The following is a 25,651-nucleotide window of genomic DNA, read 5'->3' as shown; positions in this document are numbered from 1 at the left end:
TGAAACTCATCAGGGGATAAAGATAAACTCATTCGCGTTCAGAATCGCTCTGGCAAATTGCTGTAAGCCATGTGACTCGATAAACCGTTCGCTCTCGGCGACCTCTTGCTGTGATGGCGGCCGTTGAAAACAAAGGTGCCAGGCTTGCTGCACCTGCTCACTCGGGTGATCGGATGCCGCTTGCAATCGCTTGGCCAGATGGTCGGCTTGCTGCATCACGAAGCGACTGTTTAGCAAATTGAGAGCTTGCAGTGGTGTTGTGGATCGACTGCGTCGCGGCACAACCATACTGGCATCGGGACAGTCAAAGACACCGAAGACATGCTCGCGTTCTTGTCGGACGCGAGTCATGAAAACCATCCGTCTCCAGTCCGCAGGGCCGTAATCTTTCTTGGCGTGATAGTGCCGCACATTTTCCATTTGGACTTCAAACGGACTGAACCCTGGTCCTTCAGCATCATCGGTGACAAGGGTACCGGAGACCGACAAGATCGAGTCCCGAATCGCTTCAGCTTCTAAACGACGCGGTGGAAAACGCCACAACAAACGTGTCCCCGCATCGACCCGCAAACCGTCTGGATGGGGACGATTGTCTTGCTGCCAGGTTTGTGACAACAAAATTTGGCGATGAATGTGCTTAAGGGACCAACCATTGCTGGTCAACTGGTTTGCCAGCCAATCCAACAGTTCTGGATGAGTCGGTCGCGCGCCGTTGATGCCAAAGTCACTCGGCGTATCAACAATGCCGATTCCAAAATGAAACTGCCACAAGCGATTCACAATCACTCGCGCGGTCAGTGGATGGCTTGGATCGGCAATCCATTGAGCCAGTTTGAGTCGACGTTGCTGTTCCGCCGAATCCAGCGCCAACTCAGGAGCCCCAAAGGCATCAATGCCCCCTGGAGCGACGCGTTCACGTTTCGCATCGGGCTCACCTCGATAAAGCCGATGAGTCGCTCCCGGCTGAGCAAAGGTCCCGGCATAAACGGTGACGGGCTTTGCCAATTCCTTACGCCGTTCCGTAAGTGCTTCCAACTCCGCAAGCCACTGCCTGCCCTGATCCGCCAGGGCCTTTTCAACACCGGCGAATTGATACCGTTGTCGCTGCATGCCCGACCGCTGGTCCGAGTAACGATCCGCTGAACCAGCGAGTACGCTCCAAGGCTCCTTGTCAATCTGCGTTTCGATCCGATACTCGACCGCCAAGCGATCGGAGATCTTACCAGTGCGATCGCGTCCCCACTGAATGCGATCGATTTCCACCGGCTTTGCGAAATCGATCTGCACCCAGCCCTGATCGTTGGACGCCACAATCCAGCTGCGTGGATTCCCGTGCTGTCCGTCGTTGATGTGCGGCAACTTGTGGAGTGGGTGCACAAAATCGCCGGACGAACTGGCAGTTGCACCCTCACTGGCCAAAGCGACGTTGCGATCACCAGAATAGATTTCCAGCTCATCGAGACAAGCTTGTGATCCATTATTCGTCTGACCGATCAGAAACCGCACTCGACTGGCAAGCCGTGGTGGGAAACGTTCTTGGTTCAGCGTTACGTTCACCGCTGGGCGTTTACTTGGTGGCGTCGCTGTCTGCTCTTCCACAAACTGCGGCTGCAACACAATCGAATCCGCGGTCACTGCTGTGCCTTGATCACCGGCCACAAGAATGATCTGATCATCAACGCTCAGCTGATGCACCCCTGCGTCGTACCAACCACTCCACCGAGACTTATTATCGACCACTCCTGTCCCATCGGCATCAAGCTGCTGATTGACGTTGGCGATCTCAACGTCGCCAGAGGAGGATCGAATAAGGTACCGGGAGTCTTGGCAGTGCGAGGCGTGCCCCGCTCCCCAACTAAGCCAGAGGCGATAACGCCCACTGGCCTTGGGCCGATAGACAAGCGGCGTTTTGCCTGCCGTTGCTTTCCACCAGGTGTAGCTCTCGTCGCCAAAAGACGCTGAGCTGTGACCAGGTTTCTTGGCCGTCCCCTCGGGCTTGGCAAGATGCTGTGCCTCGGCTTCATCGATCACCAGCATTGCGGGTTGATCGACGGGAACGAAGGGATCGAGCCTTTCCTTGAGCGTTTCGATCTGCTGATCAAGCTCGACCAACCGCTGTTGAATCTCGGGCCGCAGCGGTAACGCTCGATCACCATGCCTTACGCCGGCAAACACGGCTTGCAGAGCGTAGTAATCGGTCTGTTGTATGGGATCGAACTTATGGTTGTGACAACGAGCACAGCCAGTGGTGAGCCCCAAGAACGCGGTGCCCGTGGTGTTAATCATGTCATCCAGCTCGTTCATGCGCTGCATCAGTCCGAGCTTGGGATCTTGGCCTTTAACCAAATCATACGGTCCGGCAACCAGGAACCCCGTGCCAATCGGTTCACCTAACGCATCACCGGCCAGTTGTTCGCGGACGAACTGATCATAAGGTTTGTCACTATTTAGCGCCTCGATCACCCAGTCTCGATAGTGCCACGCATTGGGTCGCTCACGATTGGTTTCGAAACCATGGGTTTCACCAAACCGAGCCAGGTCCAACCAGAATGTAGCCCAGCGTTGTCCGTAGTTTGGACTCGCTAACACTTGATCGACCAACCTCGGCCAGGCATCAGAACGCTTGTCCGAAAGAAACGCCTTCACCTGCTCGGTCGTTGGTGGCAATCCATGCATGACCAAGTAAAGTCGACGAATCAGGGTTCGGCGGTCAGCTGGCTGGGACGCCATCAAACCATTTGACTCTAAGCGTCGCTGAATCAGATCATCAATCCCATTTGCCTCGATCCGCTTCACGGGTAGAAAAGACCAATGCTTTAATTCGAGCTCAACTTCAGCCGGACCATAACTTTCGGGAGTCGCTGCGCCGCTGGCAATCCATTTCTCCATGAGCTCGATCTGCTGCTCGGACAGAGAATCATCGGGCGGCATTTCCTTGTCGGGCTCTTGATGACGGATCAGCTTTAGCAAGTAACTCTTATCTGGACTTCCTGGCACCACCGCGGGCTCACCAGAATTTCCTCCCGCAAGCATCGCAGAGAGCCGATCAAGACGTAGCTGGCCTTCCTGCTCATCGGCTCCATGGCAATCATGACAGTGTTCCTGCAGGATGGGCTGGATGTCGTTGGCGAAGTCAACTGCCGAGGCATCAAGCACCGCGGCCGCGACAACGATCAAGCAACAGAAGATCCGAAACATCACGCTAAAATCTCCCTGATTAAATGGCCATGCACGTCCGTCAATCGGCGTTCAATCCCGTTATGGTAGAACGTCAAACGTTGATGGTCGATGCCCAGCAAATGCAAAGCCGTTGCGTGCAAGTCATAGCTATAGGTCGGATTGACGACAGACTGGAACCCCAGCTCATCCGTCGCCCCATAACCCACGCCACCTTTAATGCCACCGCCGGCAAGCCAAGCGGTAAAGGCCCCTGCATTGTGATCACGCCCCTTGGCCGCTGCACCCTGTGCGGCCGGCTGGCGACCAAATTCCGTGGTGCAGATCACAAGCGTCTCCTCAAGCATCCCTTGCTGTTTCAAATCCGTTAGTAGCGCCGCGGCGCCATTGTCCAAAACGGATCCCCAGTATCCGTGGTCGCGCGGCAGATCTTCGTGGCTATCCCAATTGGGACGAATTTTCTTGGCAGTCGTATTCTCGGCACCGCAGTAAATTTGCACAAATCGGACACCACGCTGCACCAACCGCCTGGCCAGTAAACACTGCCGTGCGAACGGACCGGCTTCAGGGTGCTGCAATCCATAAAGCTCTTGGGTTGCCTTGGATTCTTGCCCAAGGTCCGTTGCCTCAGGAGCGCTCAACTGCAGCCGGGCCGCCATTTCGTAAGCTTTGATCCGAGCCTCCAATTCCGAATTGCCAGCTCTGGACGTTTGATGCAAGCGATTCAATTTGCCCAGGAAATCGAGCCCTGCTTGCTCGCTCGTTTCAGTGACTTCTTCGATTCCAGCGGCCGGGAACAAATCGGCAATCGGCTGCTGACGGTTATTGGCGTCAAGTGTTGTCGCCTGATGTTGCGCTGGCAAGAAACCCGCACCCCAGTTAATGATGCCACCCGGTGGCAGGCCACGTGGATCGGGCAACACAACAAACGCCGGTAAATCATCGGCCTCGCTGCCCAAGCCATAGGTCACCCAGGATCCCATGCAGGGAAAACCTGGCAACGTGAAACCGGTGTTCATCATAAAACACGCCGGGCCATGCAACGCAGACTTGCTATGCATGGAATAAATGAAGGCCATGTCATCGACGCAGCCCGCTAACTTTGGAAACAGGTCGCTGATCCATAAACCCGACTCACCATGCTGACGAAATTTCCAATGACTGCCCTGACAATTCCCCGGCTTGGATGCAAAGAACTGCAGTTTCCCGTCGGGATCAAATGTTGTGCCGTTTCGCTTGGCCAGTTCGGGCTTATAGTCAAACGTATCGACCTGGCTCATCCCGCCGGGACAAAAGATTTGAATCACCCGCTTGGCTTTGGCCAGATGGTGCGTCCCCGATTCACTCGAACCGGCGTTCGCTTCCTCAGCCAGCATGGCGGCCAGCGCGAAACTACCGAGACCGCCACCGGCTTGTCGCAAGAACTCTCGGCGCGACGGTTCGTTTGGATTAGTCGACATAGACAAACTCATTGGCGTTGAACAACGAACGACACAAAACAAACAGCCCCTGCTGCTGGACCAGTGAAACCGCCCATTGCAACTCTTCCATTTCCGCAGCCCTCCCCAGCGCCAACTGGAAGGCTCGTTGAACTTGATCGGAAGGCTTGGCTCCCGCCTCTTCGCTCACTCGCTGGGCAAAGTAACGTGCCTGCCGCAACATCAACTCATTGTTGTACAACGCCAGTGACTGCAGCGGCGTCGTGGTCGTCAAACGCTGGGGCGTCATGTTCGCTGGATCAGGGCAATCCAAGGTCGTCAGAAAACGATCAGGAGTTGTTCGCACGCGATAACGGTAAATGCTTCGCCGCCAAAGTGGCTTGGAGTCGGCGGTGACGTAGGTGTAGATCGGAGCGTACGCCTCCTGATACGTGAAGTCCTCAAAACCAGGGCCGCCCTGTTGCATGTTCAGCTTGCCACTGACATGCAGCACCGAATCGCGAATCACTTCGGCTTCGACACGCCGCGGATTTTGCCTCCAAAGCAATCGATTGTCGGCATCAACGCGCGCTGGATTCGTTCGCTCGCTCGACGGAGTATCGACCCGATGGATGACGCTGACCTGTTGATAGGTTCGACTGTTTACGATCAAGCGGTGCATTGCCTTGAGCGACCCCTGATTGGCAACCAGTTCGCCGGCAAGCCAATCAAGCAGCTGTGGATGAGACGGCCGGGCCCCACCGTAGCCAAAATCACTCGGTGTACTCACCAGGCCGGTGCCGAAATGCCACTGCCAAAGACGATTGACGATCACGCGCTTCGTCAACGGATTGTCGCGATGCGTGATCCAGTTGGCCAGCGCGACACGGCGTTCACCCTGATTCGACTGCAGCGTGCCAAGCTGCGGCTGCAGCATCGACAGGGCAGCAAACGAACCGGGTTCCAAGGCATGGCCCGAGGGACTTTCCGGGTTACCGCGACTGAGCAACCTGACCTCCGGAACCGAACGCTCCGCCCCCTTTTCTGTCGACGCCACCCCATAGAACTCTGGCGTCGGTCCAAGTTCCAGAAGCTGCTGCTCCACTCGGTCGCGCCGTTGCTTTAACTTCGCAACCCGACGTTGAGTTTCCTGACTCGGACGAGGAAGCTTAGACAGCCTGAGCTGCGGGTCGCCAAAACCGATTTGATCCATCCCATAGCCATTGCCGCCATCGGTGGCCAAGAGCGTCAAAAACTTGGACTTGGTAGGAATGTTCACGTCAATCGCCTGCAAACCATCATCTCGCTTCAGTTTCCTAAATTCCGCAACACGTTTTCCATCAAGGAATACCCAAGCATCGGCAACATTGCTGCCTGAAGCGCCAAAGTAACCGAGCTTGGCGGTGAACCTGAGTTCGCCCGCTAGCGACTGATCACCTGCTGTCGCCTCATCATCCGCTCGCTGAGTCACTTGTTTGGACAGGAGAACCTCACGAGCGGCTGACAAGTCAAAGGTGATCCCGGCATTCGCATGCAACCCGATCAAGTGATGACCGGGACCAGTGAAATCTATCCCGTCGATCGTCGTGGAGTGCTGACTCGCCACCGGCCCGTTACGAATCATGTCCCAAGCCTTGCCCGACGTGGTTGGCAAACCAGAAACTGTGACCTCTGTGGAACTGATCGGCACCTCAGCTTGGCCGGCTTTGCCATCAGCAATGAACACTCCATCGACCAGCGGATGGTCTGACCGAGAAAACCGATTGACAATCACGTTGCCCAAGTTTCCGAAGTCCCGTGTTTGCACTTTCGCGTTCCGCGGATCAATGGCTTGACGGAACATCCCGGTTCCAAAGCCATTGCCACCCCCAACGACATCGGCCAGATCAATGCTACGACCGGTCAACTGAGCCGCCGCGGCATCCAGCGCATTGCGCTGCATTCGAAGCGTTTCTTTCTGATCTTGGTAGTCTTGCAACGCTTGCTCGCTAACCACTCGATCCGTGCGTTTGATGCCTGCGAAGACGGCCCTTAGTTGATAGTACTCTCGCTGGGTGATGGGATCGAGCTTATGATCGTGGCAGCGTGCACAGTTGACGGTCATTGCCATCGAAGCCGTCATGACCTGCGTGGCCATGTCATCTAAATCAAGTGAACGAGCAGCCCGTCTTAGCGCAGGACTCTTTGTTTCGACTTGGCCAACGAAGTCCCATGGGCCAGCAGCTAAGAAGCCCGTCGCAATCACAGCTTGTGGATCATTTGGCCACAATACATCACCGGCAATCTGTTCCTGCAGGAATCTGCTATACGGCTTATCGTCGTTGAAAGCCTGAATCACGTAGTCACGATAACGCCAAGCGTTGTCTCGGCGTTTGTCACGCTCAAAACCGTGCGTGTCGCCATAGTGTGCGAGATCCAACCAATGCTGCGCGAAACGCTCACCATACCGGGGCGAGTCGAGCATCCGATCCACCAGCTTTTGATAGGCGTTCGGATCTGGATCACTGACAAATCGCTTGATCTGCTCAGGAGTCGGTGGCAGCCCATGCAGATCGAACGACAACCTGCGAATCAGCGTTCGTCGATCCGCGCGTTGCGCGAAGCGAAGATCATGCTTTTGATGCTTAGCGCTGATGAACTCATCGATGCTGTGCGGCTTCGGAAACACTTGCAAGGGCTGATACGCCCACCAGGACGCGTCCGCCTTGGAGGCTTGTTTGATTCGCACCTCCGCTGGCCATGCTGCGCCTTGCTGAATCCAACGGCGTATCGTCTGCACCTCGGCATCCTTCAACCGCTCAGCCTCTTGAGGCATCGCAGGCGGTTCACCTTCCTGTGCCATGATGACTTCCAGCAGATAGCTCGCATCAGGCTGACCAGGAATGACAAACTCATTTTCATTCAGATCGTCAACACTCGCCAAGGAAAGTTCTCCCTGGCGGTCATCGTCTGAGTGACAGCGAATGCAATGTTGCTGAAAGATCGGTGCAACTTGCTTAGCAAAATCCACCTTCTGTTCAGCAGACACCCACGAGGCACCAACAAAGACAAGGCAGAACAGTGCGCAGCAGGTGATCCGATCAACTCGGAAGGTCGATCGACACAGGCGAGAAGTTGCGTTCACATCCACGGGACCAATCTGAGGAAGATTCAGGAGCGGGGCAGGGGAGGTCGTTCTTCCAGAGCAATTGGAGTTCGACAAGGTGGGACTCTAAGACAAGCTGGTCGCCATGAACGGGGAATCGTCGAGCCCGGGTCGGCTCAGCTGCGTTGCAGGCCAATGTTCCGTTTCTAGCCACAGTTCGTCTTGAGAGTTCGTTCCATTAAAACTCATCGTGGGCCACGTTGCCACAATGAAGTGTTAAGAAACGCGCCACCGTCCACAGATCGTTGCCTAGCGACAGCGCGCCATGCTGCACACCATCAATCGACTTGAGCCAAATCTCTGCGGCGAGTCCGTGTTCTTTACACCGTTCAAATAGGCACTTTCCAGCAGGCTTACGGACTGGGATAAGTGTCCGCACGGCTTGGGGCGAACCCTCCTTGCTTCTTTTCCAACCCCTCGCCTTCCACTCACCGTTTGCATACGAATCTTCGACACAAACGGTACAGGTGATCAATTTCAACATCGCGCAGGAATGTCTGCTTGCCCTCAAGTCACATTCACGCGTCGCGTTCGATCACCTGAAGTCACGAATCGATACCACCACGTTTGAGATTCCGATGTTTAACGGACTGTATAGCGGTGCGTCGGCAATGAATACATTGTCTCAGCACCAAGAGATCATCAGTAGCAACCTGATGCACGTCAACACACCGGGGCACCGACGCAATATCCCCGCCATTCGTCAGCGTTTTGACGCAGACGCTGGGCGACGTGGCGTGGCGTTGGGGCCTGAAGTTGAATCGGTGCAACGCGACTTCAGCGCTGGTCGATCGGTTGCCACCGGTCGGGCGTTGGACGTGGCGATCGCCGGTGATGGGTTCTTTCTTTACAACAACGGTGGTCAAGAGATCCTCTCGCGCAACGGACGTCTGTACCGCAATCCAAACACAAATGAACTTGTCAGTGAAGACGGGTTCGCCGTTCAGGGGCGCGGTGGTGCCATCAGCATTCCACCTGATGTCGCCACTCGAAGCATCACCATCAATGATGACGGAACCGTGTCCGCCGACGGTCAAGAACTCGGGCAACTACGAGTGGTCACCGCACCGAACAATCAAGAATTGGAACCGATTGGCACCCTGGGCTTCATGGCCCCCAACGCTGGCATGGTTGACGCCGACACCACGCTAGAACAGTTCCATCATGAGCTATCCAATGTCCAACCCGTCAACGAACTGATCTCGCTGATCGTTAACACACGGCAATACGAAGCCATGCAACGTGCAGCGCGTTCTATCGGGGACACACTTGCCGAATTCATTCGTAGCTAACACCACACCCTGCCCAGTCGGAACTGAGTTCAGTCCCGTTTGGCATTCATTCACTGCGTCCTCCGTTTCACTGCAATCTTCCCGTTGATAGGAATCTGATCCATGCTGAAGGCCTTTTATGCCAGCGCCACTGGGATGCGTGCCCAGGAGCTGATGATTGACAACACCGCCAACAACCTGGCCAACGTCAACACCACCGGATTTAAACGCAAACACATTAACTTTGCGGACCTGCTTTATGACACCACTCAGCCCCCCGGTGCGACAACGTTGAATGCGGGCTTTAAACCGATCGGATTGCAGATTGGTAGTGGTGTGCGAGCGGTGGGTACGACGAACCTGTTTTCCCAGGGGACGCCAACCGAAACCGGCATCGCGACGCACATGGCGATCGAAGGTGATGGTTTTTTCCGTGTGATTCAAGGCAATCAAATTGCCTATACGCGTGACGGTTCCTTCACCACCAATGATCAAGGTCAACTGGTCACCGCCGAAGGGTTCTTTCTAGACCCTCAAGTCACGATCCCACAGAACGCCACCAACCTGGCGATTTCGGCAACGGGCAATGTGAGCTGGCAAATCGACGGACAAACCGTCAACGGGCCTCAACTTCAACTCGCTCGCTTTATCAACCCCGAAGGTCTGCAGAACCTCGGTGACAATCTTTACGCGCAAACCGCAGCCTCGGGCCAGGAAATCCTTTCCAATCCAGGCACCGATGGAGCGGGACGAGTACGCCAGAAGTTTCTGGAGTGGTCCAACGTTGAAGTGGTCTCCGAATTGGTTTCTTTGATCACTGCTCAACGCGCTTATGAAATCAACTCTCGGGCGATTCGCGCCGGAGATGAAATGCTGTCGTCCGCCAGCGACCTGGTTCGATAACTTAGGAGATAGCACAATGTTTAAACGCATGAATTGGTTGATGATGCTGGTCGGTCTGGCCATGTACACAGCCCCTTGTGAAGCGATCGAGACCCTGACGGTTCAGTTGGCACAAGACTCCATCACCGTCCCGGCCGGGATTGTCAAGCTTGGCGACATTGCAACGGTGACAGGTGGAACAGCAAGCTCACGGGAGACGCTCAAGCGTCTGGACCTGGATCTGCTTGAGGAAAAAGATTCCTGCACGATCCATCCTCAGAAAGTCAGTTTCCGCGTGCGGATTGCTGGCTTCTCGGCTAACGAAGTGCGCATTCTGGGTCATCGAGCAGTCACGGTTGAAACTCTCAATCCAGCACGTGTCAAAGTCCAGCTTGAGGAAGAGCTTGCGAAGCAAATCGCCAGCCAATTCGCACTGGGAGACGACTCACTGATCGTTCGATTGACCGAACGCAAGCAACTCGATCACCTGATTCTTGATGCGGGTTTCCAAATCCGCCTGCAACCGCAGGCGGTGCTGCCGCTAGGACGAAAGCGACTGCCGGTTGAACTGGTAATGGATGGTGAAAAGAAGAACCTCATCCTGGATGCCTTTGTCAGCAAGATCTCCCAGGTTGCCGTCTCAATCGCTCCCATCGCCCCCGGCATGCAAGTGGATGCTTCGATGATCAAAGTGGTGGAACGCGAAATCAGCGAGTCGACCGACTACGTTGATCCTCAGAAACTGATTGGCAAAACCGCAAGTCGAGCGATCCCCCGGCACACACTGCTGGTCTCCAATCAGTTTGTCCACAATCGTGTTGGCCAGCAGTACGTCGTCAAACGAAATGACGTCTTGGATATCGTGATCCAGCTTGGCGGCGGACAGATTCGGATGAAGAACGCAAGGGCCATGGAACCCGGTGCCAAAGGGCAAATGATTGAAATCCTTAATCCGAACACCAATACAAGGATCAACGCAATTGTCGTGGGTCCCAACCTTGCCGAAGTCCCTTTCACTCCTCAGAACGGGGCGGTGGCACGTGGCCCCGCCCCCAATCCAGTTCGTTAATCACTTAGGAATGCCTTACCCCTTCAACGGATCGACGCTATCCCGCAACGTCAAACCGTTGATTACAACCTCAACAACTGTTGGATGGACCCATGAAACCGTTCAGATGGAAAGCGTTGGTTGCTTTATTGGTCTTAATGGCCAATGCCGCGATCAGCCCACCGGGCGTCGCCGACGCGCAAAGCCTGTTTGAAAATCGCAATGACAACCGAGTAGATTGTTATCAAAATTTCACAGCCAGGAAACGCGGTGACACAATCGCGATCGTGATCGTCGAAAACACGGATATCGAAAATCGAGACCAGCGACGAATGGACAAGGCCGGAGCCAGTTTGTCATCGCAAGGGTTCGACTATGCATTAAGTGGTGACGTGGGTGGAGCTGCAGGTGATCTGCAGGTCTCAACCAACTCGGAACACGCGAGAGACTTTCGCGGCGACGCACAGTATCGCAGTGAACGCGAACTGAATGATCGCATCAGCGTGACCGTGGTCGATGTGCTCCCCAACGGCAATATGGTCGTGGAAGGTTCACGGACGATTTCACTGCAAGGCGATGTGCGTTGCCTGAAGATCACTGGAACGGTTCGGCAATTCGACGTGCTTCCCAATAACTCGGTGCCTTCGTACAAGGTCGCGGACATGAAACTGACCATCGATGCGACCGGTGCAGAACAAGCGTTTACAAGTCAAGGTTGGTTATCACGGCGATTCAATCGCTGGTGGCCATTTTAGTCCTTAGGGAGATTCACGATGAAAATCACAAAATCGGCGATCCTCCCCTCAAGGATCATTGCGCTTTTCGGTGTTGCAGCGGTCAACCTGAGCTTCATTGCCAGCGGGCAGCAACCGCCACCAACAGCAGTGCCTGCGCAACAGCCACAAGTGCCCAATGCGCCGATCCAGCAACCGCCAAATGTGCCGATTAGCCCTGCGTCCATTTTGTCACCGAACATTGAAAACCGGCGTTTACAACGACCGAGCCGAACCGTTCGAATCAAGGATGTCACGTTTGTTGAAGGCGAGCGTGTCAACCATGTTTCCGGCGGCGGTTTGGTGTTTGGATTAAGCGGTACGGGAGCACGAGCACAACAAACACGCGTGATGGCCAGGAACTATCTGGAGCGACAGGGCGTCTATGTCCCCGTTGTTGAAACCATCAACATGTCGGCCGTGATGGTTTCGGGACAGATCCCTCCACACGCCCGCCCCGGGGAAAAGATCCTGGTCACCGTCTCGGTTGCTGACGACGCAACCAGCCTGCGAGGCGGAACCCTAGAGGGAACGGTCTTGCGTGGGATTGACGATCAAATCTACGCCGTCGCTAGCGGTCCGGTCATTGCCGACGGGATCGCCGCTCAAGGCAACGCAGCGAGCGTCACCAAAAACCATCCAACAGTAGGTGTTTGCGAAGCGATTGTGGAACGTGAGATCCCCTGTGATCAGCTATGCCCCAATGGCATCTTTCACCTTGTCCTGCGGAACAAGTCCTTCGGCACCGCAACGGCGATCACTAACGTGCTCAACCGGTGGCTGCCTGGGTCTTCCTACGCGCTCAATCAGGGAACGGTCGCAGTGCGCATTCCGGACTCGTTTCGAAGTGCAGTCACCGAGTTCATTTCGATCGTTGGTAACATCGAAATCACAACCGATCTGCCGGCCAGGGTGGTGATCAACCAGAAGACCGGCACGATTGTGTTCGGGCATAACGTCAAGCTGGAACCGATCGTCTTTGCCAGCGAGAACTTAGTGATCTCGACCAGTGAATCACCAGTCGCCAGTCAGCCAGCACCGTTCAGCGGCGGCCAAACAACGGTTTTGCCGCGAACAGAGATCGATTTGTTTGAATCAGGCGGTCGGTACAACTTGCTGCCCGGCGGCTTGGCGGTCGGTGACTTGGCCGCAGCACTTAACTCGCTGGCCGTTTCGCCAAACACGATGGTGCGCATCATGACGACACTGCGCAACCAAGGTGCTTTGAACGCAGAACTGGTGATCGAATAAGCCTTGTGCAATTGAAGTTCATTCCAACTCCTTTCCATTGGATTTAACCATGGTCAACAACATCACTCCCGCCATGCCTGGCCCGATGCTTAGCATTGCCAATGCTGACATGAAATCTGGCAAGAACATGGAAGAGATGGGTTCCGAGTTTGAAAGCGTGTTTCTTTCCATGATGATCAAGGAAATGCGTCAGACCTTGGAAACCGGATTCTTTGGCGAAGAAGGTAGTGACTCCTTCGGCGGGATGTTTGACCTCTTCATCGGCAAACACATGGCCGAAACCAGTCCGTTGGGCGTCGGTGATCTGATGCTCCAACAATACGAGAAGCATCAATCAAACAGCCACGCATTCACTTCCGCGGGCTTACCTGAACAAACTCAAGATCAACCAAGCGGTGATCAAGCGTCACCTTCCCGCGTCACGACACGGGTTTAAGTGCTTACCAAACTCAAACCGTTCGCATCTGCGTTGGCAAGGAGGCCAAACGATGAAACTTGCAGAAGATCAAGTCGCTTCTCGGATTGAGCGACAACTGGCTCAGGAAGAACAGGTGGTCCAGGCTCTGGAATCCTTGAACGAACAACTGTCGGTTTTATTGACCGGCAGCGGCATCAACGGGCCCAGTGAGTCAGACCTTCTGGGCCTGGACCCAATGATTAAACGATTACAGGCTTGCGCGAAGCAGACCGGGCTTTCCCGAAACGCCTTGCTCCAGGACTTCGATCCGTCATGGAACGAATCCAAATCGACGCCACCGAATCGCATTCGGGGACTGATTCAGGCTGCCCCCCTGGATCAGCAAACTGCGTTGCACGCCAAACGTGATGAATTGCAACGCCGCATGATCGAGGCCCAGCAACAACTGTTTGCCAATCAAGTTGTTGTCTTCTACAGCACAGAATTTCATCGCAGCTTTCTCCTTGGTGTGCTGCAGTGTGAGCCGAATGACTCTCAATACGGCCGCCAAGGACAACCGTTTAAGCTAGGACCCGAACGCGTCATCGGAAGGAACTGCTGACATGCAACGTTTTTCAATTGGTCTGTCCGCCTTAAGGACCAGCCAGTATTTGCTGGAGTCGGTCTCGAACAATATCTCCAATGCGGGGACGGAAGGCTATCATCGCCGGCAAGTCGACCTGCAGGCTCGAAATCCGCAAACACGCTATAACTTTCGCGTTGGCGACGGTGTCGATGTTGGCAGCGTCCGCCGGTTGCGCGATGCGGTTGCCGAAGACACCCTGCTGTCAGTCTCCGGCGATGTCTCCCGAGTCGATCGTTTGGTGACGGTGCAGCGGCAAATCGAAGCGGCACTGTTAGCCGGTGACGACGCGATCGGGCTAACTTTGGACACGTTCTTTTCAGATATCACTCGACTCTCCTCGGCCCCCGGTGAAGTCGCTCTGCAGACCTCAGTCCGTGAATCAGCGGCTGACTTGTCCGACCTGCTGCGAAACTCTGCTGCGGAACTCAATGGCATTCGCACCAACTTAGAGATGCAGATCTTCAATGAAATCGAACAAGCCAATCAGCACTTCATTGACGTCTCAACCACTAGCGATACCATCGCCCGACAACTGAACCAAGGCTTCACACCGAATCACGAATTCGACCAGCGTGACCTGTCTGTAACCCGGTTGAATGAAATCGTTGGACTGCGTCGTTACGATGAGCCCGATGGTGACATGACGTTGATTATCGGTCGGCATGCTTCCAAGCAAGGCCTAAAACCCGACCGTATCAATGTCGTGCAAACCGGCCAGCAGATTGAGCTGTATCTGAACGATTCGTCACAGCCCTTGGAGATCGAAGGCGGCCGCCTGGCGGGGCTCTTGGAACTTTACAATTCCACTGTGCCGCAATTCAATGATCGGCTCGATCACTTGGCCAACGAGTTGATTCACCAAGTCAATCAAATCCACGCCACCGGACTTGGGTCTGCCGGAGGCTACCAATTCAGTATTGGAAATGTTCCCGTCTCCGACTCCACTGCGTTACTGCAGGATGCGTTTCCCAATGCCAACCTCTCCGCAGGCGAGATCACCGTTGGGCTAGTGGATGAAAATGGCGTGCGCACCACCGAAGTCATTAGCATCGACCCAGCCGCGGACACCCTGGACGATGTCCTGACGACTCTTAATGCGGTCACCGGGTTTAGCGGACAAGTTCGGGCGGATGACCAAAAAGTCCAGTTCATGGCATCTCCCGGCCGACGGTTTGATTTTGCCGGAGGCTTTGCAACGGAACCAGACATGACCCTGGTCACTGGCACGAGTGTCGCCACGCTCACAGGTGCCTATCAGGGTGATTCCAATCAAGAGATTTCCGTCCAAATCAGTGGCTCTGGATCGATCGGCTCTGCAAACAGTTTGGTCGCCGAAGTCTATTCAGCTGGCGGTGATTTGTTGCGTCAATTCAACCTGGGTGACGGCTACGAACCGGGCTCGGAAGTGGAGCTCTGGGAAGGCGTTCGCGTCAGCTTCTCAGCTGGAGACCTGAACAACGCCGATCAGTTTGGCACTCGGCTAACAGCCAATGGCGACACGTCGGGACTGCTTTCGGCAATCGGAATCAACGCCTTCTTCTCGGGTTCCAATGCGAATGACATCGCGGTCGATGAAGCTCTTCTTAGCGATAGCACTCGTTTTGCGGTCGGCCTGAGCGGTGATGTCTCAGACACGCGAAACCTACGGCGCATGATGGATCTTGCTGACGCGACCATTATGCCGGACTCCCAGACACTGTCACAGTATTCAGACCAGACGGGGATGCTTCTTGGTTTTGAGATCAGTGCAAACACATCCTTGTCAGCGAGCTTGAACGCGTATCAAAACCGGTTGGAGCAAGAACGCGACTCGGTGTCGGGCGTTGATCTGAACGAAGAACTGGTCAATCTACAGCGTTACCAGAAAGCCTATGAAGCGGCTGTTCGAGTGATTCAAGCCAACGACAGTTTGCTGACCGAACTGCTCAACATTATTTAACATCATCAGTCGCCACCAGAGTCAACTCCATTCTGGTGGCTGATTATGCCAGTAAAATTCCTCCGCAAAAAGGAAAGGACTCATGGCCTTTCGGGTTACAGCCAATACCTTCGCACGCAATGCGATCCACTTTTCGAACCTCCAGAACCAGAAACTGTTTCGGGCACAGCGCCAGATTGCATCGGGGGCGGAATTCGAAGTCCCGTCGGACCAACCGCTGGGCTATCGTCAAGTTCGTGCACTGCAAACACGTGTCTCGCAGATGGATTCTGAGATTTCTGTGATTCAGCGAGCGACATCAAACCTGAACGCTAGCGTTTCCAACTTGGAAGAGGTCAATTCGATTCTCACCAATGCTCGAAACTTAGTGCTGCAAGGCATCCAGTCCATTGAAGGCGTGGAACGAGAGGCATTGGCCAATGAAGCCGAGCCCTTGCTGGAACGACTAGAGGCGATCGCCAATTCACAACATCATGGCGAATATTTGTACGGTGGCTCTCGCTCGGAAACAGAACCCTTCGCGTTCACAGCCGCCGCGACTGCCAATCACTTGGTCGACGCCCAGTACCAAGGCACCAGTCTACGCGGTCAAGCGCATATCGGCGACGCCTTGTCGGTCGACATGTATTACGACGGCCGAGAGATTTTCGGGGCTCCCGGACGTGACCAGACACTGGTCATCGGAACCACAGGCGCAGCGCATGGCGGTGGAACCGATAGCCTGCAAGGCCGCATGCCGCTTGAAGTGACCCACATCGCGACGACCTACGCCGCCGGATCAGGCGTCGCTCCGGGAACCGACTCGGTCGCCGAGGACACAATTGTTGGACCAATGGGCGCGTACACGTTGACGGTCATCGATTTGGCCGGTGATGGCTCATCGGGAACCGTTGCACTTAACGACGGGACGCCGGTCGCCTTCACCAACGCCGACACCAACCTGCGCGTTATTGGCCCCGGTGGAGAACAAGTGTTTGTGGATACCTCGGCAATTACCGCTGGCTTCAACGGCACCATCGACATTGAATCCACAGCCACGTTAAGCATTGACAACGGGCTGACCACCATCCCCGTCACCCACGCCGGTGACCAACAGGTCGTTGACTCCGCCACCGGCCGCTACACCACGATCGATTCCACAAACATTCGACGCACAGGAACTGACTCAGTCGAGTTTCCCGGCAGTTCCAATCTCTTTCAAGTCCTAGACGGCATTCAACGCGACATCAGAAACCAACGCGGACTGTCTGTGACGGAGTACGCCGCGGCATTAAACCGCCGCCTGGGTGAACTGGATGAGATTGCCAACAACGTCTTACACGTCATTGGTGAACAGTCGAGCGCGCTGCAAACCATGGAAAGCTTGCAAACACGAGTGGAGGACATGAAACAGGCTGCTGAGGTCGAGATCAATGACCTGCAAGTGACGGACTTTCCCAGCGCGGTACTGAACTTGGAAACCAACCAGACGATGCTGCAGTACACCTATGCCGTGACTGCCAGCGTGACTTCGATCGATCTGATCAGTTTTTTAGGTTAACGCATACTCGGCTAAAAACGTCATCCGCCAGCGAACTTAATCCTGGTCAGCAAAGACTGCGGTCAATGCGGGGGCAACCAGTGCAGCCGAACCAGCTTGTCGTGATTGTGTCAGCGCGATCAATAGACGCTTGGCCTGTAGATCGAAGTAAGCACCTGTCCCTGTTGCACCTCCATGACCGATAAGGCGTCGCTCACCGAAGCGCCGTGTCTTGAAGCCCATCCCGTAATCCTTGCACCCAGGAGCGATTGCATACAGACGTTGGAGGGTTTCCGGTTGAATCAAAACGTTTCCATCAATGGCACCTTTATCAACATGAAGCTGTAAAAATCGCGTCATGTCATCAGCATTCGACACCAAGCCACCCGCCGCGTTGACAAACGTTGGCTGCTGGGACCGCAGCCGAGCAATCTGCCGCTTCACCTGCTCTACGTCGCGACCGGCCGCTTGATCCGCATAGATTGGCATCTGCAGAATGGTTTCCAAAGAGGGTGCGAATGTCGTCCTCTGCATCTTCAGTGGCTCCAGAAGCTCGACGGCTAGCACATCGGCAAATCGCTTTTTAAGTTTCTCTTCAATGGCAGCCGCAACGATCGCATAACCACGGAAAGAGTATGCAAAGCTTGTCCCGGGTTGGCGCACGAGTCCTCGCTCAGCAATCAGCCGCGCCACCTCACGCTGATCTGCTTTCCGGAGTGGTGATTCCGAAGGCAAGCGGGACCTGGTTCCGGCTGGAAAACCCGATGTATGCGAAAAACACTCAGCGATTGTCGGTGATCGAATTGGCTTGCCGTTTAGCCGCAAGCTTCCGAACTCAGGCAGGTACTCCGACACGGGGTCGTCAAAATCAAGATGCCCCTGATCCACCAATAAAGCCACAAGCGTCGCCGTGACGGACTTGGTGATCGATGCCAACGCCACAGGCGTGTTCGGTTGCCAGGGCCGATCGACCTGTTTGGTGAACGTGCCAAAGCCTTTGTCAAAAACAATCTTCCGGTCCGCGACCACGCGAATCGAACCTCCCGGCACCGCGGGTGATGCTGCCGCGTCATCGCCGATCGCGGTGAGCCGTTGCGTTAGAGTGGCCTCAACTGGCTTTGTCGTTTCCTCTGCAGCAACTGGTTTCGTATTTTGAGAAAGCCTGGCCAGATTCCGCACAACTTGTCGACGTTCGTCCACTTGCATTGCCATGAAAGCGTCCCGCGATTCAGCGTGCTCGATCACGCCATCCTGGTTCCGATCAAGGACGTTAAAGAGCCTCTGATCAACCAGCTCATCGGTCGTGATCGTCTTGTCATCATCTGAATCAAACCGATCAAACAACCGCCCGACCGGGGACAGTTGTGCTGGCAACTGTGCCGCTGATGGAGCGACAAAGATCGCGCCAAGGCAAACGAACAGCACGATCCGAAAACACTTCGTCATTTTAGGAACCCAAGGATCAGGGAAGTGCAGGCGTGAATGAGTCGGAGCAGCGATCGACGGGCCAAACCGAGATCGCTCACCACCAGCAAGATTGTATCTCAAACGACGAAGGCACTTCCACCAAGAGACCACGTCAAGACGGTCGCGGGACAAGATTCGTCAGACGGCGGCGCGAAGGCAGTGGCGGCGCCACTGCGGCGGCGAACAAGGCGCGGGACGTTCTCCATGTGCCTCCAATCGATACAGGCGACAATTGCGGATCGGGATTACCTTCAGCTCAGCATCAATCGCCGCGCGAACTGTGCTTTGAAAGCAATGCTATCTGCGGCAGGATGCAGTCTGCCGAGTGGTCGCGAACGTGCAAATTTGCGGACGCCAGCAACTCGCGGAATCCCCCCTGCAGAACTGCACATTTCGTTCGTTTGGCAAGGCCTCCAATTACCGCTGTTTGGCCCTCTTGGCCCTGTCCGAGGCGTTACACTGAGTGAACCGCAAGAAAACGCACGAAAGACCTCACAGTCATTCCTTCATGTCGCGAAACAGTCGCGGCTCCATTTTCATTCTCGCTTGATAGGGTAGTTAAAGTGATACGTCCGAGAATTGGCCGAACGAGCATCGGTTTTGTTCTAATGATCGGCCTGATCGTCATGGGTCAGACCATTGTTCGCGCAGAAACCGATGACGCGGAGAAAACAAACTCCGAACAGACCGCTGAAGACAAGGCGGCAGCGACAATCAAAGAGATTGGCACCAAGTACATCGCTGCCTTTAACAAGAAAGATGCCAAAGCCGTTGCCGACTTTTGGTCTCCAGAAGCCGTTTACACAGACGAAGTCACGGGCGAACAGTTCGTTGGTCGCAAGGCAATTGCTGACCTGTTCACGCGATTGTTTGAATCCGACAACGACTCGAAACTGGACATTGATGTTCAGTCAATTGACTTCCTTTCGCCAAACATCGCGATCGAGCGAGGCGCAGCGCTCTATTCATCGGACCCTCATGCAACCATTCCTTACTCGGCCATTTACATTCGCCGTGACGGACAATGGTTACTGGACCGAGTCACGGATAAAGAGCCGGTGGTTGCCGAGAAAGAGTCCTCAAGTCTTGAGCCTTTAGCCTGGATGATTGGCACGTGGACCGATCAGTCAGATGGTGTCACCGTTGACACCGTTTGCGACTGGACCAGCAACAAGAATTTTATTAGCCGCAAATTTCACGTTGCCATCGATGGTGAAGACGACGTGATGGGATTACAGCTAATCGGCTGGGATGCGAATGCGAAACGCATCAAGAGTTGGACATTCGACTCCGACGGAGGACATTCCCAAGCTAATTGGTCTCAAGGAAAAGACGAAGGCAGCTGGTATGCAGTGAAGAGCGGTGTCACAGGCGACGGCCGCAGAGTCTCCGCCGTAAACGTGATCACTCCCGTAGACGACAACACCTTCAAGCTCAAGGCCATGCAGCGATCCGTCGATGGCAAGATGCTGCCAAGCACACCTGAGGTCACCGTCGTGAAGCAGTAGTCATGAATGCGCTAGGCAATGCTCTACGCGGCGTTTGCTTCACTCGTCATGACCTAGCCAACGACCTTAATTCAACAATCCTGTTCAGCGCTGCGTGATGCACGCGTTCAGAAAAAAACATTCGAAACCAAAACCTTAGATACAGATATGAAACGTTTCAAGCTTTCCATGTTTCTTTGCCTTGGGGCAATGCTGATCGTTGAGATGCCCGTTGATGCTCGCGGCCCACGTGGGGGCGGAGGAGGCATGCGCGGGGGCGGTGCGAGTCGTCCCTCGCCTTCGATGAGCCGTCCATCACCTTCGATGAGTCGTCCATCGCCTTCGATGAGCCGTCCATCGCCTTCGATGAGCCGTCCATCGCCCAGTAGACCGTCACCAAGTCGTCCTTCAACGGGTCGTCCTTCAACGGGCTTTCCATCCACGGGTCGACCTTCAACGGGCTTTCCATCCACGGGTCGTCCTTCGACCACCCCTGGTTCGAATCTTGGGGGCGGATCACGTCCCAATTTTTCCAATCCTGGCAAACGTCCAAGCCAATCGGACATGCGAAACTTCCTTGACATTCCCCAGGCTGGCAGTCGTCCGGGCATGTCACCGGGCGCTGGCTTGGCTGCGGGGATCGGTGGCGCGGCTGCCGGTGGTGCAGCAGCAGACTTCTTGCAGAACCGCGACGCTTCGCCGGGGCAAATGCCTGCTCGGCCAGGAACGGGAGAGCGGCCAGGAACGGCAGACCGAGGTGATTTGGCCAACCGTCGTGATCCTGAAGCACGTCCTGGCGATCGCCGAGATCAAGTGAGCAATAACCGAGAGGATCGCTCAAACAATCGAGGTGATCGGACGGAAAACCGCGGCGATCGAACAAACGACCGCCAGGACCGACGAGAGCAATTCTCCGACAACCAAGCGGGTCGCATTGAGAATCGGGGTGAATGGCAGCAGAACCGAGAAGAACGTCGAGACTACGTCAATGACTATATGAATCGCTATCCGTTGCGAGGCGATTTCTGGCGAGAGAATCCTGCTTGGGGACGATGGGCGATTACGCGTCCGTATCGCTGGGCATCGTGGGCAGCTGTGACCTCATGGTTCCCTTGGGGCTGGTCACAACCGGTCAGTTATAGCTACGGAAACAATGTCTATTACGAGGGAGACCAAGTCTATTATGGAGACCAGGTTTATGCTTCGGCCGACGAATATGCTGACCAAGCTTCTCAGATAGCCACGAGCGCACCCGAGGCCCAGGACAATGAAGAGTGGCTGACGCTTGGTGTTTTTGCCGTCACGCAAGATGGCGAAACGTCTGGACCACCGCCGACCATGTTTGTCCAACTAGCGGTGAGCAAGACCGGAATCATTGCGGGAACTTTCTACAACCAGTCGACGGACAAATCCGTTGAGATTGAAGGAGCCGTTGACCAAAAGTCTCAGCGAGCTGCCTGGGTTGGCAAGGGCCAGGAACGCCCGTTGATGGAAACCGGCATCAACAACTTGACAGAGGATGCTGCTCCTGCTCTGATCCACTTCGAAGACGGCCAAACCGAGCAAGTTTTGCTGGTTCGACTGGAAGATCCAGAAGGTGAATCTCAGCAATAGCCCTCTTTGATCGCAAGTTGATCGTCGTGTCGTCTTAAGGTGACGCGGCGATCGCTTCCGGCACTTGCTTTCTATCAACATCGTCAAAGGGTAATTCTCCGGGGAGAAAAGTTGGCGTCATGACTAAAAACGACTTCGAACAAATTGATCAATCGTTTCGTCAGCTGAAGATTGCGGGTGCGATTGCAGTTGTTCTGATCCTGACCATGTTGGTCGTTGCGGTCATTCTTGATTTGCGTACAGAGACGTTTGAGAAAGAGGCGCGTTACCGCCCTCCAGCGGATCGCCCGCAAGACAAGCAGTCTGCGGCCGAGCGAATGGAGTTGCAGCGAATCAAACCCGTCCAAGGCCAAACCGTTTATGTCCCTGCTTATTCACATATCTATCAGGACAACGGACAGCCCACGCTACTGACGATCACGCTCAGTATTCGCAACACCAGTCCCGACCAAGAACTGATTGTCAAGTCGGTGCGTTACTTCAATACAGACGGAGAACAGTTGAAGGCTTACCTTAGCGAACCTTTGCCATTGGCTCCGATGGCATCGACAGAATTCTTAGTGGAAGGCGGAGACACTTCGGGTGGAGTGGGAGCAAATTTCCTGGTTCAGTGGATCTCGGAAGTAAAGGTATCCGAGCCGATCATTGAGGCGATCATGATCAATGCGGATCGGCAACGCGGTATCTCCTTTGCTCGACCGGGAAAAGTGATTTCCGAACTTTCTTCGACCACTTCGGATTCGTTCCAAACTCAGACACCTTAGTGGCCAACTGCCAGATCTTTCACAGGAATGATTGCTAGTTCCGCACTGTTTTGATTTCCCGGGCGACCACCGCTGTTGGAGTAGCCGACGTAAAGTTTTCCTTGGTGCTCGACAGCATAAGGGTAAGCCAGGCTCAAGCGTGCCGCTGATTCGCCCGCACCTTCGGGGCCCCGAGATCGTCTCACGACAAAGATTTTGGAAAACGTCTCTTCCCCGACTCTGGAGACGGCGATCGTCAAGGGAGATCGTCGACCGCCGTTGTGGCTTGCTGTGGTGCAAACGAGATACTTCTGACCAGTGCTTAGCGTTCCGGCCGCTGGCTTGCTCGTTGCCATAGGCAGATTACTCACACGGCTTGGCTGCCATGTCCTGCCATAGTCATCGCTGTTTGCCAGCAATGCCGCTGTCTTGTCCCCGTAGCGTGCGATGTTAAACACTTTTTCCCCGCTGACGAATAGAGAAGATTCGCCCCACATTCTCTTGACACTTTTCATGGTCGGGATTTTGACCAAGTCCCATTTCGTGAAGTCATTACCGTGACTGATCGCGACTGCTGCGGGACACACCTTGCTATGTGAATTAGGGGCTCCAATGAAACCAGGCATGATCCAGTTGCCATCTTTCATTTTGACCGGCTGATTCATCGGCCAAAACCCATTTCCGATCACAACACCGTGCTTCATCCATGTCCCAGAGGGTTCGTCAAACGAGTAGGCGCGGGTGTGGATGTCCTGCATTTTGTTGTAGTAAGCGCCATGAAAGGCCCACAGTTTCTTTTGGTCGGAGACCATCACACCGTGGCTGACGGCCAAGTTCGCTTGTTCCCCGGCGTCGATGAGGCGAAGTTCGCTCCAATTTCTTCCATCGTCATCGCTTACTCGATACTGTGCCTCCTCACTGACCGTATTTTCAGCTCCTTTGTTATGCCCGAACGAAGCAAATAGTTTTCCGTGATGCCAACACAAGGCAACGCCATGCAAGAAGGTATAACCATCCTTTACTTGATTCCACTTTTTGACGACGCGAAACTCTTTATTTGGCAGTTCACTGAGTTCATCTGCTGAAGGAAGTTGTTTGCCCGAATCCCAGAGTTCAACCGGTTGGGCGGCAGCGGGAATGTCAAGGGTCTTGAGGTAGGGCGAATACTGTCGCTGCAATTCGTCGCTCGATAGTGCGCGTCGATAGAGGTGGGCTGAGCTCAAGGCACCCATGAAACATTGACGGATAGAACCAGCATCATTGACGCCACCAAAAGTGAGTGGAGCGGTTGTTTCTTCGATGGGTTGCCTGTGCTGAATGGCGTCGACAAACTGTCCATTCAACCAGATTTCGGTTGAGCTTGAACGATTAACAATCGCTGCTTGGCACCAGTGTCCGGGTTCAAGATCGGTGGGTGATTCAGCTGTCAACCAACCTTGCTGACGAAGATACAGTCGAAGTTTCCGATCGTTGTCAATCAACAGGCTCCATTCGCGTTTATTGAGCGAGTATTGGTTTTTGGCTGCAATCATCTGTTGGCCGAATTCGAGCGAAAATGGGCAGAACCAGATCGTCAGCGTAAACGGTTTGCTGCTATCGAGCTTATCCGCCGATTGCCTCATTTCCAGCAAAGAATCACCGAGCAATGCGAGCGCCTTTCCATCTGGCCCTGGGCGTAAGGAAGCATTTTCCCCGAGCACGCTCCAGGCCTGGGACTGATTCGAATCGAGTTGCCAAGTCAAATCACTTATCGGTTGCTGCCCGCATGCCGCGCTGGCACAGACAAAGACAAGTACAATCAAACGAGCGATCAGATCAGGGAGTTTTTGATTCATAACGGACGGGAAGATAAGAATGAAGGAGTAAGTGATGGGAGTATAATCCCGGGTGTCTGCTTCGTGTTGCGTGAACGATCTTCCCGGGGTGTGTCCCCAGTTAGAAAGGGTGTGTCCCCGGTGAGAGAGGGTGTGTCCCCAGTGAGTAATGACGCAGGCGGAAGATTAGGCAGCCTAGCCAAGGCAGGCGAGATACTATGCGAATCGGACTTCGCTATCCCACTCCATTCGAAGCCGATCCACCAAGTTCCGCGCTAATTGCTCACTTTGTGCGCACAACCCTAGCCCGCAAGCTCTCAGAAAGCTTGAAAAAGATGACAGGTAATCGGCGGCCACCACCGATAGGGGCTTCCGTCTAACTGCGATTCAGATCTGCAACACCACGCGAGCCTGCTTGCGGATGAAATAGGCATCTCCGCTCACATGCTTCCGCTCCTCTGACATCGAGTCCAACGAACCGGCAACACTCCCAAACAACTCGCCAAATCGGTTCGCCATCGATAACCAAGCCTTCGCCGGTAACTTGGAAAACCTGAGCGCCGCAGGAAGCTCAATCTCGCCGTCCTCATGCATCCCCAGCGTCCATTTCAATAACTCCATGTAACGCTCAAAGCTGATCGGCAAGAACCCCTTGTCGCTACAACGCTTCCCCGATCGACTCGGCGCCGAACCTACCGCATCTTGCGCCTCGTCAAGCTCCAACTTCGATAACACCCGGCAACGATCCGCACCCTTCTCTCGCAAATCAAAGCGGTGCCGACGAGCCAACGCCTCCGCCTGAGCCTGATCCGCTTCGTACTGCGCTCGCAAGACCTCTGTGATCCGGTGCCCCAACGCCCCACTGCTATGCTGGTCAAATGGCTTATCAAGACCCGCTCGAATCCGATTCAAGTCGATGTAGACCGTGCATGCCAACAAAGCCGCATCATCGACCAACCGAGTCGATCCATAACGCCCAGCCCAAAAACTCCCACGTCGACCGTCTTCGTAATTCGCCCGCTGAGCAAGGTACTGATTGAGTTGCTTCATCAAGTGCGAA

General features: G+C 54.7%; 19 protein-coding genes. 12 read left to right on the top strand and 7 right to left on the bottom strand.

Features of this window, described 5'->3' with window-relative positions; all coding sequences use genetic code 11:
- Positions 1 to 9 precede the first annotated feature (9 nt).
- Genes SV7mr_RS25195 through SV7mr_RS08415 form a run of 3 tightly spaced genes read right to left on the bottom strand, consistent with a single transcriptional unit; the run spans position 10 to position 7,623 of the window.
- Positions 10 to 3,198 (bottom strand): DUF1553 domain-containing protein, encoded by a 3,189-nt coding sequence (locus SV7mr_RS25195; protein WP_419188263.1) that lies wholly within the window; start codon positions 3,196 to 3,198, stop codon positions 10 to 12.
- Complete coding sequence (locus SV7mr_RS08420) at positions 3,198 to 4,637, bottom strand: DUF1501 domain-containing protein (RefSeq protein WP_419188262.1); 1,440 nt, start codon at positions 4,635 to 4,637, stop codon at positions 3,198 to 3,200. Before SV7mr_RS08420 ends, SV7mr_RS25195 begins: the two co-directional genes overlap by 1 nt.
- Positions 4,627 to 7,623 carry a DUF1553 domain-containing protein gene (locus SV7mr_RS08415; RefSeq protein ID WP_419188261.1) on the bottom strand — a complete coding sequence of 999 codons (2,997 nt, stop codon included), beginning with the start codon at positions 7,621 to 7,623 and terminating at the stop codon, positions 4,627 to 4,629. Before SV7mr_RS08415 ends, SV7mr_RS08420 begins: the two co-directional genes overlap by 11 nt.
- A gap of 584 nt (positions 7,624 to 8,207) precedes the next feature.
- Between SV7mr_RS08415 and SV7mr_RS08410 the strand changes: the two genes are divergently transcribed.
- From SV7mr_RS08410 to flgL, 9 genes are all read left to right on the top strand, one after another.
- The gene (locus SV7mr_RS08410) at positions 8,208 to 9,032 is read left to right on the top strand and encodes a flagellar hook-basal body protein (protein WP_145271008.1); all 825 of its coding nucleotides are present in this window, start codon (positions 8,208 to 8,210) and stop codon (positions 9,030 to 9,032) included.
- Between the two features lie 102 nt (positions 9,033 to 9,134).
- Positions 9,135 to 9,914, top strand: coding sequence for a flagellar basal-body rod protein FlgG (gene flgG, locus SV7mr_RS08405; protein WP_145271006.1), 780 nt, complete (start codon positions 9,135 to 9,137; stop codon positions 9,912 to 9,914).
- Between the two features lie 16 nt (positions 9,915 to 9,930).
- On the top strand, positions 9,931 to 10,962 hold the full coding sequence (gene flgA / locus SV7mr_RS08400; RefSeq protein ID WP_419188260.1) for a flagellar basal body P-ring formation chaperone FlgA: 1,032 nt from the start codon (positions 9,931 to 9,933) through the stop codon (positions 10,960 to 10,962).
- A gap of 92 nt (positions 10,963 to 11,054) precedes the next feature.
- A complete protein-coding gene (locus SV7mr_RS08395; protein WP_145271002.1) occupies positions 11,055 to 11,696 on the top strand; it encodes a flagellar basal body L-ring protein FlgH in 642 nt (213 codons plus the stop codon).
- An 18-nt stretch (positions 11,697 to 11,714) separates the two neighbouring features.
- Complete coding sequence (locus SV7mr_RS08390) at positions 11,715 to 12,965, top strand: flagellar basal body P-ring protein FlgI (protein ID WP_145271000.1); 1,251 nt, start codon at positions 11,715 to 11,717, stop codon at positions 12,963 to 12,965.
- Between the two features lie 49 nt (positions 12,966 to 13,014).
- Positions 13,015 to 13,401: a rod-binding protein gene (locus tag SV7mr_RS08385; RefSeq protein WP_145270998.1), complete on the top strand. Its 387-nt coding sequence runs from the start codon at positions 13,015 to 13,017 to the stop codon at positions 13,399 to 13,401.
- 52 nt (positions 13,402 to 13,453) lie between these two features.
- Positions 13,454 to 13,984 (top strand): hypothetical protein, encoded by a 531-nt coding sequence (locus tag SV7mr_RS08380; protein WP_145270996.1) that lies wholly within the window; start codon positions 13,454 to 13,456, stop codon positions 13,982 to 13,984.
- 1 nt (position 13,985) lies between these two features.
- Positions 13,986 to 15,947 (top strand): flagellar hook-associated protein FlgK, encoded by a 1,962-nt coding sequence (flgK, locus tag SV7mr_RS08375; protein ID WP_145270993.1) that lies wholly within the window; start codon positions 13,986 to 13,988, stop codon positions 15,945 to 15,947.
- A gap of 82 nt (positions 15,948 to 16,029) precedes the next feature.
- The gene (gene flgL, locus SV7mr_RS08370; RefSeq protein WP_145270991.1) at positions 16,030 to 17,487 is read left to right on the top strand and encodes a flagellar hook-associated protein FlgL; all 1,458 of its coding nucleotides are present in this window, start codon (positions 16,030 to 16,032) and stop codon (positions 17,485 to 17,487) included.
- A gap of 36 nt (positions 17,488 to 17,523) precedes the next feature.
- Here the strand turns inward: flgL and SV7mr_RS08365 are convergent, their stop codons facing one another.
- Positions 17,524 to 18,912, bottom strand: a complete 1,389-nt coding sequence (locus SV7mr_RS08365) for a serine hydrolase (RefSeq protein ID WP_145270989.1) — start codon at positions 18,910 to 18,912, stop codon at positions 17,524 to 17,526.
- Between the two features lie 629 nt (positions 18,913 to 19,541).
- Between SV7mr_RS08365 and SV7mr_RS08360 the strand changes: the two genes are divergently transcribed.
- Positions 19,542 to 20,441 (top strand): YybH family protein, encoded by a 900-nt coding sequence (locus SV7mr_RS08360; RefSeq protein WP_145270987.1) that lies wholly within the window; start codon positions 19,542 to 19,544, stop codon positions 20,439 to 20,441.
- A gap of 107 nt (positions 20,442 to 20,548) precedes the next feature.
- On the opposite strand, the gene SV7mr_RS08355 is transcribed toward SV7mr_RS08360, so the two are convergent.
- The gene (locus SV7mr_RS08355) at positions 20,549 to 20,986 is read right to left on the bottom strand and encodes a hypothetical protein (protein WP_145270985.1); all 438 of its coding nucleotides are present in this window, start codon (positions 20,984 to 20,986) and stop codon (positions 20,549 to 20,551) included.
- Between SV7mr_RS08355 and SV7mr_RS08350 the strand changes: the two genes are divergently transcribed.
- Positions 20,985 to 22,034, top strand: coding sequence for a hypothetical protein (locus tag SV7mr_RS08350; RefSeq protein ID WP_145270983.1), 1,050 nt, complete (start codon positions 20,985 to 20,987; stop codon positions 22,032 to 22,034). The genes SV7mr_RS08355 and SV7mr_RS08350 overlap by 2 nt on opposite strands.
- Positions 22,035 to 22,153: 119 nt before the next feature.
- Positions 22,154 to 22,798 carry a DUF3124 domain-containing protein gene (locus SV7mr_RS08345; RefSeq protein WP_145270981.1) on the top strand — a complete coding sequence of 215 codons (645 nt, stop codon included), beginning with the start codon at positions 22,154 to 22,156 and terminating at the stop codon, positions 22,796 to 22,798.
- Here the strand turns inward: SV7mr_RS08345 and SV7mr_RS08340 are convergent.
- The gene (locus SV7mr_RS08340) at positions 22,795 to 24,612 is read right to left on the bottom strand and encodes an exo-alpha-sialidase (RefSeq protein WP_145270979.1); all 1,818 of its coding nucleotides are present in this window, start codon (positions 24,610 to 24,612) and stop codon (positions 22,795 to 22,797) included. The genes SV7mr_RS08345 and SV7mr_RS08340 overlap by 4 nt on opposite strands.
- A gap of 366 nt (positions 24,613 to 24,978) precedes the next feature.
- Positions 24,979 to 25,651, bottom strand: a 673-nt coding sequence (locus tag SV7mr_RS08335; RefSeq protein WP_419188259.1) for a hypothetical protein, incomplete at its 5' end; no start/stop codon positions are given.

Source organism: Stieleria bergensis (assembly GCA_007745635.1).
Taxonomy (GTDB): domain Bacteria; phylum Planctomycetota; class Planctomycetia; order Pirellulales; family Pirellulaceae; genus Stieleria; species Stieleria bergensis.
This window is presented reverse-complemented; position numbering and strand designations above follow the sequence as displayed.

Excerpts from the sequence above, each read along its gene's own strand:
- SV7mr_RS25195 (WP_419188263.1), bottom strand. The coding sequence starts at position 3,198 with ATGTTTCGGATCTTCTGTTGCTTGATCGTTGTCGCGGCCGCGGTGCTT.
- SV7mr_RS08420 (WP_419188262.1), bottom strand. The coding sequence starts at position 4,637 with ATGTCGACTAATCCAAACGAACCGTCGCGCCGAGAGTTCTTGCGACAA.
- flgG (WP_145271006.1), top strand. The coding sequence starts at position 9,135 with ATGCTGAAGGCCTTTTATGCCAGCGCCACTGGGATGCGTGCCCAGGAG.
- flgA (WP_419188260.1), top strand. The coding sequence starts at position 9,931 with ATGTTTAAACGCATGAATTGGTTGATGATGCTGGTCGGTCTGGCCATG.
- SV7mr_RS08395 (WP_145271002.1), top strand. The coding sequence starts at position 11,055 with ATGAAACCGTTCAGATGGAAAGCGTTGGTTGCTTTATTGGTCTTAATG.
- SV7mr_RS08390 (WP_145271000.1), top strand. The coding sequence starts at position 11,715 with ATGAAAATCACAAAATCGGCGATCCTCCCCTCAAGGATCATTGCGCTT.
- SV7mr_RS08385 (WP_145270998.1), top strand. The coding sequence starts at position 13,015 with ATGGTCAACAACATCACTCCCGCCATGCCTGGCCCGATGCTTAGCATT.
- SV7mr_RS08380 (WP_145270996.1), top strand. The coding sequence starts at position 13,454 with ATGAAACTTGCAGAAGATCAAGTCGCTTCTCGGATTGAGCGACAACTG.
- flgK (WP_145270993.1), top strand. The coding sequence starts at position 13,986 with ATGCAACGTTTTTCAATTGGTCTGTCCGCCTTAAGGACCAGCCAGTAT.
- flgL (WP_145270991.1), top strand. The coding sequence starts at position 16,030 with ATGGCCTTTCGGGTTACAGCCAATACCTTCGCACGCAATGCGATCCAC.
- SV7mr_RS08365 (WP_145270989.1), bottom strand. The coding sequence starts at position 18,912 with ATGACGAAGTGTTTTCGGATCGTGCTGTTCGTTTGCCTTGGCGCGATC.
- SV7mr_RS08360 (WP_145270987.1), top strand. The coding sequence starts at position 19,542 with ATGATCGGCCTGATCGTCATGGGTCAGACCATTGTTCGCGCAGAAACC.
- SV7mr_RS08350 (WP_145270983.1), top strand. The coding sequence starts at position 20,985 with ATGCGAAACTTCCTTGACATTCCCCAGGCTGGCAGTCGTCCGGGCATG.
- SV7mr_RS08355 (WP_145270985.1), bottom strand. The coding sequence starts at position 20,986 with ATGTCCGATTGGCTTGGACGTTTGCCAGGATTGGAAAAATTGGGACGT.
- SV7mr_RS08345 (WP_145270981.1), top strand. The coding sequence starts at position 22,154 with ATGACTAAAAACGACTTCGAACAAATTGATCAATCGTTTCGTCAGCTG.
- SV7mr_RS08340 (WP_145270979.1), bottom strand. The coding sequence starts at position 24,612 with ATGAATCAAAAACTCCCTGATCTGATCGCTCGTTTGATTGTACTTGTC.